This window comes from Nonomuraea sp. NPDC049750 (assembly GCF_040659625.1).
Taxonomy (GTDB): Bacteria; Actinomycetota; Actinomycetes; order Streptosporangiales; family Streptosporangiaceae; genus Nonomuraea.
Genome location: NZ_JBFANB010000019.1, coordinates 150,451 through 164,863 on the forward strand (window position 1 = coordinate 150,451; position 14,413 = coordinate 164,863).

Annotated in this window: 8 protein-coding genes and 1 pseudogene; all 9 read right to left on the reverse strand. The window is 71.3% G+C overall.

Annotation, left to right across the window (positions count from 1 at the left end; all coding sequences use genetic code 11):
• Positions 1 to 47: 47 nt before the first annotated feature.
• Positions 48 to 488 (reverse strand): acyl-CoA thioesterase, encoded by a 441-nt coding sequence (locus AB0J16_RS38425; protein WP_358549175.1) that lies wholly within the window; start codon positions 486 to 488, stop codon positions 48 to 50.
• Positions 485 to 3,043 carry an SDR family oxidoreductase gene (locus AB0J16_RS38430; RefSeq protein WP_358549177.1) on the reverse strand — a complete coding sequence of 853 codons (2,559 nt, stop codon included), beginning with the start codon at positions 3,041 to 3,043 and terminating at the stop codon, positions 485 to 487. Before AB0J16_RS38430 ends, AB0J16_RS38425 begins: the two co-directional genes overlap by 4 nt.
• Positions 2,998 to 6,414, reverse strand: coding sequence for a type I polyketide synthase (locus AB0J16_RS38435; RefSeq protein WP_358549180.1), 3,417 nt, complete (start codon positions 6,412 to 6,414; stop codon positions 2,998 to 3,000). The genes AB0J16_RS38430 and AB0J16_RS38435 overlap by 46 nt, the downstream gene beginning before the upstream one ends.
• Positions 6,415 to 6,425: 11 nt before the next feature.
• A pseudogene (locus AB0J16_RS38440) lies at positions 6,426 to 7,301 on the reverse strand (NAD(P)/FAD-dependent oxidoreductase); the annotation flags it as partial.
• Between the two features lie 126 nt (positions 7,302 to 7,427).
• Complete coding sequence (gene mug, locus AB0J16_RS38445; protein WP_358549183.1) at positions 7,428 to 7,943, reverse strand: G/U mismatch-specific DNA glycosylase; 516 nt, start codon at positions 7,941 to 7,943, stop codon at positions 7,428 to 7,430.
• Positions 7,944 to 7,953: 10 nt separating this feature from the next.
• Positions 7,954 to 9,342, reverse strand: coding sequence for a sugar porter family MFS transporter (locus AB0J16_RS38450; protein WP_358549185.1), 1,389 nt, complete (start codon positions 9,340 to 9,342; stop codon positions 7,954 to 7,956).
• 86 nt (positions 9,343 to 9,428) lie between these two features.
• Positions 9,429 to 11,924 (reverse strand): polynucleotide kinase-phosphatase, encoded by a 2,496-nt coding sequence (locus AB0J16_RS38455; protein ID WP_358549188.1) that lies wholly within the window; start codon positions 11,922 to 11,924, stop codon positions 9,429 to 9,431.
• Positions 11,921 to 13,372 (reverse strand): 3' terminal RNA ribose 2'-O-methyltransferase Hen1, encoded by a 1,452-nt coding sequence (locus tag AB0J16_RS38460; protein WP_358549190.1) that lies wholly within the window; start codon positions 13,370 to 13,372, stop codon positions 11,921 to 11,923. Before AB0J16_RS38460 ends, AB0J16_RS38455 begins: the two co-directional genes overlap by 4 nt.
• A 45-nt stretch (positions 13,373 to 13,417) precedes the next feature.
• Positions 13,418 to 14,332 (reverse strand): LLM class F420-dependent oxidoreductase, encoded by a 915-nt coding sequence (locus AB0J16_RS38465; RefSeq protein ID WP_358549193.1) that lies wholly within the window; start codon positions 14,330 to 14,332, stop codon positions 13,418 to 13,420.
• Positions 14,333 to 14,413: the final 81 nt, after the last annotated feature.

The following is a 14,413-nucleotide window of genomic DNA, read 5'->3' on the forward strand; positions in this document are numbered from 1 at the left end:
CAACCGGTATGAGGTCTGACCGGCAAAAGGACCGACCGGCGTAAAGATCAACGGCGACTGCGTACCTGTTCGAGCAGGCGCCGCATCTGCTCCGGGATCCGGGCCGGAGCCAGGTGGCCGTTCTCGTCGGGACGTACGCAGGCGATCCGCTGCTCCCCGGTGGCGACCAGTTCCTCTCCTCCGTCCGGGAGCTGACGCCAGTACTCGTAGGTCATCACCGACTGGGTCTGGCCCAGCTCTCCCTGCCGCATTCTGATGACCACCTCGTCGAAGACCGCCAGTTCCCGCAGGTAGTCGCAGTGGCAGCTCACGGTCAGCAGGCGTACCCCGTCGGCGAAACCGGCCACCACGTCGGGGACGAAGTCCCGTAGGAACATCTCCCGGGCGCGGCCCTGCCAGCGGATGTAGTTGACGTAGTTGACGTTGCCGAGCAGGTCGGTGTCCTCGATGCCCACGACGTGCCGGTACTCGTAGGCGTCCCCGGTCATCGGAGCTCACCCGCCTTGCCGGCGTTCGGGTCGGTCGCGGCCAGGATCGCGAGGACGACAGGGGCCGACACACCACGCAGCCTGGTGGACATCGTCAGGATCCGGTCATCGCCGACGACGAGCCCGACCCAGCCGCCTTCCCGCGCCGAGTCGAACGTCACCGCGGCGTCGACCGGCCGGCCCGCCTTCACCAGGCACTCGGCGGCCGTCCAGATCCGCGTGGCCGCGGTGTCGAAGTCCTCCCCGGTCTCGTCCGCGACGGCCTCGGCCAGCGCGAGCCGGTCCGCGCCGAGCAGCGTCGACCAGGTCTGCCTGCTCCGGGGCGTGACCGTCTCCAGATCGCACCCCGGAGTGGTCGTCGCCATGGTGACGCCCGCCGAGTGCGCGATCGACACAGTCTGTCCGCCCAGTACCTCCGGCTTGCCGTCCGGGCGCCAGACGACCTCGGTCTCGGCCCCGAACAGCCGCTGGACGGCCAGCCGGCTGGCCTGCCGCCGCTCCAGTCCGTCGCCGTCGGTGTCGAACAGGACGCGGCCTGCCAGGTCCTGCTCGATGAGCACGTGCTCCAGGTACGAGCCGAGCAGCATGGGGACCCACTCGCGCGGCACCTCGTACTTGCTGACCAGCTGCGTCCGGAAGCCCTGCCAGGTCTCGATGACGTCGCCGTCGCGGTCGGTGACCTCGATGTCCCAGCACTTGTCGTCGAAGCGGTGCCGGATGTAGACGTCGGTCGGCTGCGCGCCGGTCGACGGGCCCGGCACGATGCGCTCCACTCCCGCGGGGATGGCCAGTACGGTCGGACCGCAGGTCTGCATCGGCTGCATGTAGGCGTCCCGGGCGGCCGGGTCGCCGAGCAGCAGCCGGTCGGGGAGATATCGCCCGAACCAGGAGGAGCCGGTGCCCGCGAGGAGCCGTCCCGTGACGTGCTGGGCGCCGGTGCGGTGGATGCTCTCGACGAGCTTGAAGCGCGGGCCGTGGAAGAGCATCGGCCCGTAGAGGTCCGTCGCGGGGTCGAAGGCCAGCGGCGGCAGCGCCACGTCGTCGGGCCGGGCCAGCCCGAGGGTCTCGGGCTTGACGCCGGTGTGCCCGAGCGTTTCAGCCTTGGCGCCGGAGTAGTCGCAGACCGCCCGGAAGTGGTCGATCTGGAATTTGGTCGTACTCGTACGAACCGCCGTGACCACCCGCCCCGGCCCGGTACGCAGCGCCGCCACCCGTACCGTCACCGGAGCGTCCTCGGTCACGACGATGGCCCGAAGGAATTCGATGTCCTCCAGGACCGGCACGGTGTCCGTGCCGAGCAGGCCGGCCGCGGCCTGAGCCATGATCTCCATGCCCACCGTGCCCGGCACGACCGCCCCTTCCCCACCGCCGAAGACGTGCTCGGCGAGGTAGGGATCGCTGGCCCAGCTGACCTCGGAGTCGGCGACGAGCTCGATGCCGGGGTAATAGACGCGCGGCTGCTCCAGGAAGCGGAGCAGCGGCAGATCATCGCTCCCACCCCTGCCAGAGCGGGAAGCCCCCTCCGAGTCGGCGCTGAACGTCACCGTCGGCATTTCGCCGAACCGGCCGGTCACCACGGAGACGACGGGCGCGCCGGGGTCGGCGATCAGCTCGCGGAGCATGGCCACCCCCTGATCGGGCGTGATGGTGGTGACGCCCACCCGGGCGAGGTTCTCCACCGAGCCGAGCCGCTCCCCCATCCCGACACCCGACCACAGGGACCACTCCACGGCCCGGCATCGGCAGTGCGGCAGCTCGCGCGCCAGCCGTTCGACGAGGTCGCTCTGCCATTCGTTGGCTATGGCGTAGTGGGCCTCACCCCGCAACCCGGCCCGCGCGGTGATGCTGCCGAACGTGACCAGCAGCTTCAGCGCGCCGGTTCCGACGGCCGCGAGCACCGCTTCGAGCCCCGCGACCTTGGGGTCGATCGTGGCCGCGTAGTCGGCGTCGGTGAGCTCCCCGAGCAGCTTGGGCACGTTGCCACCGGCTCCGTGCAGGACGCCGGTGACCTTGCCGAGGTGCCGTTCGATCGCGGCGACCGCTTCGGCCACCTGCGCCGCGTCGGTGACGTCGGCGCGCACGTAGCGGGCGGTCACTCCGGTGGCCGCCATCCGCTCCAGGTTGGCGGCCAGTTCGCTGTCTTCTTCCGGATCGGATCGCCCGAGCAGGGCCAGCCGGGTGCCCGTCTCCTTGGCCAGGCTCAGCGCGCATTCGGCCGTGATGCCCTTGCCGCCGCCGGTGACGAGCAGCACATCGTCGGAGCCGAGCGGCAGCTCGGTGCCGCCGAGTTCCACCGGCGTCAGGACGGGCTCCGTACCAAGGCCGTCGGCGTCGTAGAAGACCTCCTTGAAACGGTCCGTCGCGGTGACCTCCGTGCTGATCCGCGCGGGCGCCTCGGCCGCGTCGAGCGGAAGGGTCACGACGGTGGTGGCGACCCAGGGCGCCTCCAGGTGCAGGCTCTTGGCGAAACCGGCCCCGCCGGGCTCCTCCTGGACGATCGCGCAGCGGGTCACCTCCTTGCCCGCGAGCACCGCCTCGGCGGCGGCGCGCAGCACCGCCAGCCGCTCGGCACGCGGGCCCGAGGGCAGGACGACCAGGACGCCGGTGCCGGTCGCCGCCGCTTCGAGCGCGGTCCGGACGGCGTCGGCGGCGGGATGCTCACCGATGACCTGCCAGATGCCCTGGACGCGCGGCGCCGTACGCCCCGACGGGGTGCTTCGCGTCTCCCGACGGCGAAGCTGTGCACCCAGGGCGCGATGCCGGGCGGCACGATGCGGGCCGCCGCCGTCTCGGCGTCCTCGGCCGGGGCCTCGCCCGTCGCGACCAGTTGTTCCAGCGTCTCGGCGACCTGCCCCAGGGTCGCGGTGGCGTACCCGGTGGGCGCGGCGGGCTCGGACAGCCCGAGCCGACGCATGGCCTCGCCGACGAGCTCGCCCACCACGATCGAGCTGAGGTGCAGGTCGTCCAGGAACTTGCTGTCCGCCTGCACCGACTCCAGCGGGAACTCGGCGTGCTCGGCGACCAGCCGGCGCAGCAGGAGGAGCGGGTCTCCGGTGGGCTCGTCCAGGGACGAGGAGGCCGACGTGGGAGCGGCGGCGCTGACCAGCAGGGCGGAGTCGATCTCCGGGACGACCTCGCACAGGTTGGTGATGAAGGTCGGGGTGGCGGCCGGGTCGAAGGCGCGGGTGAAGCGATCCTCGAACAGCTCGCTGACCTTCACCCCGGCACCGACGGCGAACGCCGCGCCCAGCGTCTGCAGGATGCCGGCCAGGGAGTCGTCGTCCGTACGCGTGGCGACGGCCGGGACGTCGACGATGTCGCGCGCCAGCTGGGTCAGTACGAGGCCGGGTCCCACCTCGATGAGCAGGTCCGCGTCCTTGGCCGCCACCGTGAGCGCCTCGATGAAGCGGACCGGCGCGGTGATCTGCTCGCGCAGCAGTTCGAGCGGCTCGCCCACGACCGGAGCTCCGGTCACGGTCGAGATGACGTGCCGGCCGACGGGCTCCGGCCGCTCTTCGGCCAGCCGGCCCGCGAAGACGTCGGCGGCCGGAGCGACCAGCCGCGAGTGGAAGGCGTGCGAGACGGGGAGCCTGACCGCCGACAGGCCCTGGCGGGTGGCCCGCTCGACGACCCGGGTCACCGCCTCGGCGGGGCCCGACACCACGGTCTGGCGCGGGGAGTTCAGGCCGGCGACGACCACGGGATCGTCGCCGAGCAGCGCGGCCACGGTGTCGTGGTCGGCGGTGACGCTGGCCATCGCGCCGCCGCTCTCCGACAGCTCGCTCATCGCCCGTCCCCGGGCTGCGGCGATCCGCAGCGCCGCGGCCTCGGCGAAGGAGCCGGCCCAGTGCAGCGCGACGAGCTCGCCGAGGCTGTGCCCGACCGCGGTCCCGGCTTCGACGCCCAGCTCGGACAGCACCCGCAGCCCGGCCACCGAGGCGGTCACGATGCGCGGCTGGGCGACGGCGGTCTCGACCTGGTCGCCGCCGGTGGGCAGGGCCGCCATCTCGTACAGCTCGTCGACCGAGTCGAAGCGGCGGCGCAGCGCGCCCCCGTCGCCGCGGGTGCCGGAGCCCTGGCCGGGGAACATCAGCAGGATGCGCGGCAGCTCGCCGAGCGTGCCGAGGAAGACCCCGGCCGCGCTGTCGAGGTGCCGTTCCGTGCCCTGCCCGGCCAGCTCGGCGACCTGCCGCAGCCGCTCGGCGAGCGCGGCGGGCGTACCGGCGACCACCGCGGCGCGGCGCGCCCGGCGGCCGATCTTCCTGGCCAGGTACGCGGCGAGGTCGGGCAGCTCGGACCGGGACAGGCCGACCGCGACCTCGGCCAGGCGCTCCGCCTCCTGCCGCAGGTCGGCCGGCGAGTCGGCGTCCAGGCAGAACAGCTCCACATCCTGAGGGGAGTTCATGAGCGTCCGGGTCCGCCCGTCCAGGCGAGGGCGGCGCCGGCGCGGAGACTCGATCACCACGTGCGTGTTGATGCCGCCGAAGCCCATGGCGCTGACGCCCGCGCGCAGCGGCGCGTCCTGCGGCCATGCTTCGGCCTTGCGGAGGGTGCGCAGGGCCGGGGAGTCGCCGGAGAGGATCTTGTGGGGCCGTTCGCAGCCCGTGGTCGGCGGGAGCACCGCGCTGTTGACCGCCATGACCGCCTTGATCAGGCCGGCCATCCCGGCGGCCGCCTTCGTGTGGCCGATGTTCGCCTTGATCGAGCCGATGACGGCGGGCCGCGCGGCCGGCGCGGCCGCCCTTCGCGCCTCGGAGATCGTCTCCAGCTCCGCGGCGTCGCCGACGGCGGTGCCGGTGCCGTGCCCTTCGAAGTACGGCACCTCCTCGATGCCGAAGCCGGCCCGCTCGTAGGCTCGGTCGAGGCAGAGCCGCTGGCCGTCGGACTCCGGCCGGGTGATCCCGCCCGCCCCGTCGGAGGAGACGCCCCAGCCGGCGATGAGGGCGTGGATGCGGTGGCCCCTGGCGACGGCGTCCTCCTCGCGCATCAGGACGACCATGCCGGAGCCCTCACCGGGCCAGAAACCGGCGGACCGCTGGTCGTACACGCGCATCTCGTCGACGGCGAGCGCGCCGGCCCTGGAGAAGCCGATCAGCTCGTTCGGGTCGATGCTGATGTCCACCCCGCCGGCCACCGCGACGTCGAGGTCGCCGGAGACCAGCGCGTTGCAGGAGGTGGTGAGCGCCAGCAGCGACGAGGCGCAGGCTCCGTCGACGGCGTAGCCGCCGCCGTTGAGGTCGAAGTGGTTGCAGATGCGTCCGGCGATGGTGTTGGACAGGCCGCCGGCCAGGTAGTCGCCGTCGGGCACCGGGAAGGGCGCCTTGTAGTCGTGCTCCATCCGGCCGAGCAGCTCGGTGAGCTGCTCGGTGTCCAGCTTGCCCTCCAGGGCGTTGGCGACGATGCGGCGTACGTACGGCCAGCGCAGCCTGATCCCGGCCGCGCGCTGGCCCTCGCCGGTGAGCGAGTTGCCGATGACCACTCCGGTGGTCTCGTGCGGCGCGCCCTTGCCGTCGGGGAACCCTGCGTCGGCGAGCGCCTCGGCGGCCACCTCCAGGGCGAGCCAGTGCACCATGTCGGTGTTGCGGAAGGTCGTGCCGGCCACCTTGAAGCGCAGCCGGTCGAACTCCCAGTCGCGTAACAGCGCCGCCTCTGTCGTGTAGAAGTGATCGGGCGCCGTACGGTCCGCGGACCAGTAGTCGGACAACCGGATGCGTTCCGGGGGCAGCCGCCGGAACGACCTGCGGCCCGCCAGCGCGTTGTCCCACAGCTCACCGGCGGTGGCCGCGTCGGGAAAAACGCCGCGCGGTGCGTTTTTCCATATTCCGCCAGGCCCGGCAGCACGTCGCCCTGGCTCGCCACGGCGCCCCCGACCGCGTCGACCAGCCACTGGGCGGACTGGAACGCCCAGCCGCACCCGACTCCCCACAGCGGGTCGGTGGCCAGGGCCGCGTCGCCGACTAGGGCCAGCCCCGGTCCGTACGGCTTGCGGTAGACGTTGGGCAGGTCGAGCGTCCCGACGATCTTGGAGACGCGTTCGGCCTCGTCGATGCGGGGCCCGTCGGGCAGGGCGCGGACGAACCGTTCGAAGCTGCCTTCGAGGTCGGCGCGGAAGGCGGAGCTGTGCTGTTCCTTGCTGGGCGAGCAGGCGATCACGGTGACGCCGTCGTCGTTGGGGAAGGCGAAGGCGGTGTCCGGGTCGAGGAACCACACCCGGCTCGGCGCGTCTTCCGGCAGGCCACGGTACTGGGCGAAGAAGCCCAGCCGGTTGTTGGCGCTCAGCCTGACGGGCAGCCCGCTGAGGGCGCCCACGGTCGAGTTGCGCCCATCCGCGCCGACGACCAGCCGCGCCGTCAGCCGGGTCTCCACGCCGCCCGCGGTGACGCGGACTCCGGTGAAGCGGCCGTCCTCCTCCAGGAGCCCGTTGACGTTCTGGCCGAGCCGGAGGTCGACTCCCGGTGTCTCGGCGGCGAGCCGTCTGAGCAAGGGGTCCAGGGTCTGGCGCCGGATGTTGAGTCCGTGCGCAAGCGGCTCCGCGCCGGGCGCGGGGCGCGGCTCGATCCAGCCCCAGGGGGTCCACAGGTGGGTGACGTGCCGGTGCGCCCCGGCCTCTTCGAGCAGCGGCAGCAGGCCCAGCGTCTTGATGACCGGCAGGCAGCTCGGTTGCAGCGTATGGGTGCACAACACCTTGTACGCGTCCATGCCGGAATGCTTTTCCAAGAGCGCGACGCGAGCTCCCAGATTCGCGAACAGTATTGCGCCGGCGCATCCGGAAATGCTTGCGCCGACTATGACGACGTCATAGTCATCTGTCATGCGAGATTTCCCTACGAGGCTACGGCGAAGCCCACTCCCGCCTACCTGGAAGTGGTTGAACCGTAAACGGGGATTGCGTTGATCATTAAAGAGTTACCCGATAGTAGGGAGCGAGCTCTGAGATCGTCAAGAGGTGCGCGAAGGCCGCCCGATGTGCTCGCGCAGCAGCCGCAATTCGGCGGCGATGCCGGCCAGGGTCCAGTGGGCGTTGAGGCCGCTCGGGTTCGGCAGCGCCCACACCGGCACGCCGCCCACCGGCTCGGGCTGGAGACCGATCCGCGCCTTCGGCCGGGCGAAAGCCGTCCGGTACGCCGAGATCCCCAGCACGGCCAGCGCCCGGGGCCGCACCGACGCCACCAGCCCGGCCAGCCGGGCTCCGCCCTCGATCAGCTCCTCACGGGTCAACTCCGACGCCTTGGCGCTGGGCCGGGCGACCACGTTCGTGATGCCCAGCCCGTACGACGGCAGCAGGTGCTGCTCGGCCGGGGCGAGCAGCCGGGGTGTGAACCCGGACAGATGCAGCGCGGGCCAGAACCGGTTGCCGGGACGGGCGAAGTGATGGCCGGTGGCCTCCGACATCAGCCCGGGATTGATCCCGCAGAACAACACCTCGATGGAGGGACCGAGCACGTCGTCAATCACGCACCGGAGGCTAGCCCATCTCCTCGAGCTTGCGCCCCTTGGTCTCCCTGACGAACTTGGCGACGAACAGGAACGACAGCACGGCGAAGAAGGAGTACATGGCGTACGTCAGAGGCAGGTTCCACTTCGACAGGGCCGGGAAGGTCACCGTGATCGCCCAGTTCGCGATCCACTGCGCCGAGGCGGCCACGCCCAGGGCGGCGGCCCGGATGCGGTTGGGGAACATCTCCCCCAGCAGCACCCACACCACGACACCCCACGACAGCGCGAAGAACAGCACGAACACGTTGGCCGCGACCAGCGCGATGGGTCCCTGCGGGGCGGGCAGGCTGAGCCCGCGGGCGTAGGAGAACGCCCACGCGGCCGTGCCCAGCGCGATGGCCATACCCGCCGAGCCGATGAGCAGCAGCGGCTTGCGCCCGATCTTGTCGACCAGCGAGATCGCGATGAACGTGCCGATGATGTTGATGACCGAGCTGGAGAAGCTGATCAGCAGCGAGTTGGCCTGGGTGATGCCCACCGACTGCCAGAGCACCGACGAGTAGTAGAAGATCACGTTGATGCCGACGAACTGCTGGAAGACCGACAGGGCGATGCCGATCCAGACGATCGGCAGCAGCCCGAGGGCGGGCCCGCGCAGCTCCTTGATCGTGGTCCTTTCCTCAGTCCTGAGGACTTGATTGATCTCCGCGACCCGGGCGTCCAGATCTACGTGCTCGCCCTCGACCTCGGTCAGCACTGTGCGGGCCTGCCTGATCCGGCCGACCGCGATCAGGTACCGGGGCGACTCGGGGATGGTCGAGGCGAACAGCAGGTAGAGCAGGGCCGGCACGACGCACGCGCCCAGCATCCACTGCCAGGCCTGCAGTCCCCACAGCGGGTTGTTGACGTCGCCCCTGGCCAGCCGGACGAAGGCGTAGTTGACTAGCTGCGAGAACGCGATGCCCAGCACGATCGCGAGCTGCTGGAAGGAGCCGAGCCGGCCCCGGTAGGCGGGCGGCGACACCTCGGCGATGTAGGCCGGGCCGAGCACCGAGGCCATCCCGATCGCGATGCCCGCCAGGATCCGCCAGAAGGCCAGGTCCCACAGGGCGAACGGCAGCATCTGCCCGATCGAGCTGGCGGAGAAGAGGATGGCCGCCACCTGCATGGTCCTGGTACGTCCCCACCAGTCGGCCAGCCGGCCCGCGATCCAGGCGCCGATGGCGGAGCCGAGCAGCGCGATGGCCACCACGATCCCGATCTCCACCGGGCCGACGTGGAAGTACTTCTGGATGCCGACGACAGCGCCGTTGATCACGGCGCTGTCGTAGCCGAACAGGAACCCGCCGATGGCCGCCGCCGCCGTGATGAAGACGACGTGGCCGAGGTTCTCCTGGTGGCCGGACTGAGTAGCCATGCGGGCCTCCTCCCCGAAATGGGGATTTACCCGCAGTCACTCCACGTACGGCCATGATTACTCAAAAACCACGATTACTTAAAAAACTAGAGCCGAGGGTCCACCGGCTCGGATTCCAGGGCGAGTACCCCGAAAACCGGCTCGTGGACCCGCCAGCCCGCGTCGCCTTCGGCCAGGCGCGACAGGGCCTCCAGGCCGAGCGCGTACTCACGCAGCGCCATGGACCGCTTCTTGCCGAGGAAACGCCTGCGCAGCACGTCGAGCGACTCGGTGTAGTCGGGGCCGTAGATGATCCGCAGGTATTCGCGGCCGCGTACCTTGACCCCCGGCTGGACCCGACCCGCCACGTACTGAGCGGGTTTGACCACCATGCCCTCGCCGCCCGCCGCCGTGAGCGACGACCACCACTCGACCGCCTCGGCCCGCGCCTGCGGCGAGTCGAGGGAGACGAACAGGTGCCTGGTGTGGGTGATCAGCGGCGAGTCCAGCAGGGCGAGTTTCGCCAGGTGCCAGGCGTGCGGCTCCAGCGCCGTGGCCCGGCCTTCGCAGGCCAGGATCTGGAACGGCGCCACCCGTACCCCCTCCAGGCCGTCGACCGGCCAGCAGTAACGCGCATAGGCGTCGCGGAACAGGGCAGCGTTGTCGGTGCGGCGTCGAGTGCGGGCGAGCAGCCCGCCCACATCCAGCCCGCGCCCGGCGGCCGCCTCCAGAGCCGACATGGCCTCGGGCAGCGCCGCCCGCGCGGCCGCGCCGACGGAGGCGTACTGGCTCCTGATCAGCTCGCCCGCCTTGGCCGACCAGGGCAGCAGCTCGCAGTCGAGCGCCACCCAGTCGGAGCCGAGCTCGGCCCACAGCGGCTCGCACGCCTCGCGCAGCTGGTCCACCAGCGGCGCCATGTCGTCGAAGAACGGGCGCCCGGTACGCGTGTAGACGGCGCCCGCGGAGCCGTCGGACACGCCGAAGCGGGCGGCGGCCACCTCGGGAGTTCTGGCGAGCACGGCGACGGCCCGCGAGCCCATGTGCTTCTCCTCGCACACGACCTCGCTCACCCCGGCGGCGGCGAACTCCTCGAACGCCTCGTGCGGGTGCTCCAGGAAGCCGTCGAGCGCGGAGGTCTCGGGCGGGGCCATGGTCGGCGGGAGGTAGACCAGCCAGCGCGGGTCCACGGCGAACCTGCTCATGATCTCCAGGGCGGCGGCCGCGTTCTCCTCCATCACCTTCACGCGGGTGCCGAACCGGGTCTCGATGTGCCTGGTGCCCTGGACGTCGCCGATGTCGAGCATGCCCGGGTCACGGGCGGGCCCGCCGCCGAGCGGCTTGACCGACTCGTACCAGACCTTCTCGGCGGGGACCGAGACCAGCTCGCGTTCCGGGTAGCGCAGCGCGGTCATCGTGCCGCCGAAGACGCAGCCGGTGTCGAGGCAGATCGTGTTGTTGATCCATTCGGCCTTGATCGTGGGCGTGTGGCCGTAGACGACCATGGCCCGGCCGCGGTACTCCTCGGCCCAGGGGTAGCGGACCGGCAGGCCGTACTCGTCGGTCTCGCCCGTCGTGTCGCCATACAGGGCGAAGGAGCGGACGCGGCCGGACGCGCGGCCGTGGTAGGCCTCCTTGAGCCCGGCGTGCGCGACGACGAGCCGGCCGCCGTCGAGCCGGTAGTGGCTGATCAGCCCCTCCATGAAGGTACGGGCCCGCTCGACGAACTCCGGCGGCTCGGCGGCGAGCTGGTCGAGCGACTCCTGGAGGCCATGCGCGACCTTGACCTTGCGGCCGTTCAGCGCGCGCACCAGCTTCGCCTCGTGGTTGCCCGAGACGCAGATCGCGGTACCGGCCGCGACCATGCCCATGACCAGGCGGAGCACACCCGGCGTGTCGGGGCCGCGGTCGACCAGGTCGCCGACGAACACCGCCGTACGACCGGCCGGGTGCTGAGCCGTCACCGCCCTGCCCTCGACGCGCTCGATCTGCCAGCCCAGGCTCTCCAGCAGCGTCTCCAGCTCCGAACGGCAGCCGTGGATGTCGCCGATGACGTCGAACGGGCCGGTCAGCTCGCGCTTGTCGCTCCACGCCTTCTCGTACGACAGCTCCGCGTTCTCGATGGCCTCCAGGCCGCGCAGCACGTGCACCTTCCTGAAGCCGTCGCGGGAGATCTTGCCCAGCGAGCGGCGCAGGTCCTTGCGCTGGCGGATCACCACGCCGGGCCCGAAGTCGCGGTTGGGGCGGCCGGCGTTGCGCTCGATCGCCACCTCCTCGGGTGTGTCCAGCACGATCGCCTCGGCCAGCACGTCGTGCTTCTTGGCCAGATCAATGAGGCTGCGACGGGCGGGGTACTGGACGTTTGTGGCGTCGACCACGGTGAACAGCCCCCTGGCCAGGCGTACGCCGACGATGTGGTGCAGCAGGTCGAAGGCGGCGGGGGTGGCCGACTGGTCGTTCTCGTCGTCGGCGACCAGGCCGCGGCAGAAGTCGGACGAGATGACCTGCGTCGGCTTGAAGTGCTTGGCGGCGAATGTCGACTTCCCGCTGCCCGACACACCGACGAGCACCACGAGGGACAGCTCGGGAACGCTGATCGGGCTCATCGGGTGAACACTCCCATCTGGGTGGGCGGCCCGACCTCGGGGTCGTCGTCGCCAACGGGCTTGTAGGTGACCTGGTATCCGTACTGCTCGGCCACCCGCTCGGCCCACGCGGCGAACTCGGCGCGGGTCCACTCGAAACGGTGGTCGCGGTGGCGCAGTCCGGTCAGGAACTCGTAGCGGGGGTTGTACTCGATGTTCGGGGTGGTGACCAGCACGTGCTGGGGCCGGGCGTGGCCGAACACGACGCGTTCGAGCGCCGCCAGGCGCGGCGGGTCGACGTGCTCGACCACCTCCATGAGCACCGCGGCGTCATAGCCGGTCAGCCGCTTGTCGGTGTAGGTGAGCGCGCCCTGGAACAGCGTCAGCCTGGCCCGCTTGCCGTCGGGCATCCGGTCCAGCTTGAGCTTGCGCGCGGCGATGGTGAGCGCCATGGCCGAGACGTCCATCCCGGCGACCCTGGCGAACCTGGGCCTGGCCAGCAGCGCGCCGACCAGCTCGCCCTGCCCGCAGCCGAGGTCGAGCACGCTGGTCGCGCCGAGCTCCTCCAGGGTCTCCAGTACGGCCTCACGCCGCCTGACGTTCAGCGCCTTCGGCTTGACCTCCGGCGCCTCGCCCTGGGCCACGGCCTCGGCGGCCGCCGCCTCGTCGGCCGCGGTCTCCCCCGCCGCCGCGTCCTCGTCGACCGCGGGCTCCAGCTGCTCCTCGGTCTCGTCGCCCAGCTCGGCCAGCCGGGCCAGCGCCGTCCGGGCCAGCGCCCAGCGGCGGCCCAGGTAGCGGCGCATGATCAGGCCGCGCTCCGGGTGCCCGTACAGCCAGCCCTCACCGGCCCTGACCAGCTTGTCGACCTCGTCGGGCGCGATCCAATAGTGCTTGCCGTCGTCGAGGACGGGCAGCAGCACGTACAGGTGGTTGAGCGCGTCGGCCAGCCGGACGGTCCCGCTGAGCGTCAGCCGGACGTAGCGCGAGTCGCCCCACTCGGGAAAACCCTCGTCCAGCGGTACGGCCTTCGCCTCGACGGCCCAGCCGAGCGGCTCGAACAGCCGGACCGCCAGCTCGGGCCCGCCGCGGCAGGGCAGCGCGGGCAGCCGGATCTCCAGCGGCATCGGCCTGCCCGGCAGGTCCGGCCTGGCCTTGCAGCGCCCGGCCCGCGCGGTGCGGAAGACGTCGCCCAGGGCCACGGCCAGCAGCGAGGAGGCGGCGTAGGGCCGGTCATTGACGTACTGGGACAGGCTGAAGTCGGGCGAGTTCTTGCCACGTGACCGGACCAGCGCGATCGGGTCGACCTCCAGCAGCAGCGCCGCCGTGCAGCGCCCCTCGCCCGACTCCGGGTAGAAGACCGTGGCCGTGCCGAACGACCGGTCGAACTCCTGCACCCGATCAGGATGCTTGTGCAGGAGAAAGCCCAGGTCGGTGGCGGGTGTGGCGGTGGTCGTAATGGTCAGCAGCACGGGCCAAGTGTGCCGCAGGCCAACAAAGGGGCGCTAACGGTTATGTCAGACGTGTGGCAGTACCTCGGCCGCGATCAGCTCCAGGTGCTCCAGGTCGGACAGGTCCATGACCTGGAGGTAGACCCGCTCGGCACCGAGCTCGCCCAGCCGGCCGATCTTGTCGACCACCTCGGCCGGAGTCCCCGCGAGACCGCCCGCGCGCAGCCCGGCCAGGTCCTCCCCGATGGCGGCCGCGCGCCGTTCGATCTCGGCCTGGTCGCGGCCGACGCAGACGGTCTGCGCCGCCGACAGGAGCACGGTACGGCCGGTCTCCGCGCTCGCCTCCCGCACCCGGGCATATGCCTCGCTCGTGTCGGACAGCGTCCTGAACGGCACGTTGTACTCGTCGGCGAAGGCGGCCACCAGCCGGGGCGTGCGCTTGGCGCCGACGCCGCCGATGATGACCGGCGGGTGCGGGCGCTGGACCGGCTTGGGCAGCGCCGGGGAGTCGACGAGCCGGTAGTAGCTGCCCTCGAAGGAGTAGGTCTTCTCCGCCGTCCACAGCCCCAGGACGATCTCCAGCTGCTCTTCGAACCGGCCGAACCGCTCCCCCACCGGCGGGAACGGGATGCCGTACGAGCGGTGTTCCTCCTCGAACCAGCCGGTGCCGAAGCCCAGCTCGACCCGGCCGCCGCTCATCTGGTCCACCTGCGCGACGCTGATGGCCAGCGGCCCCGGCAGCCGGAACGTGGCCGGGCTCACCAGCGTGCCGAGCCTGATCGTGGAGGTCTCCCTGGCCAGCGCGGCCAGCGTGAGCCAGGCGTCGGTCGACCCGGGCCCCGGCTCTCCTTCTCCGATGCGCATGTAATGGTCAGACCGGAAGAACGCGTCGAAACCCAGCCGTTCCGTGGCCTGGGCGACGGTGAGCAGGTCGTCGTAGGTGGCACCCTGCTGGGGCTCAGTGAAGATCCGCAACTTCATAAGCCTCATTATCCGCTTACGTACCACCACACAATGGACGACACCCGGAGAATGCTCCCGCCGCATCCCGCCGCTCCCGCG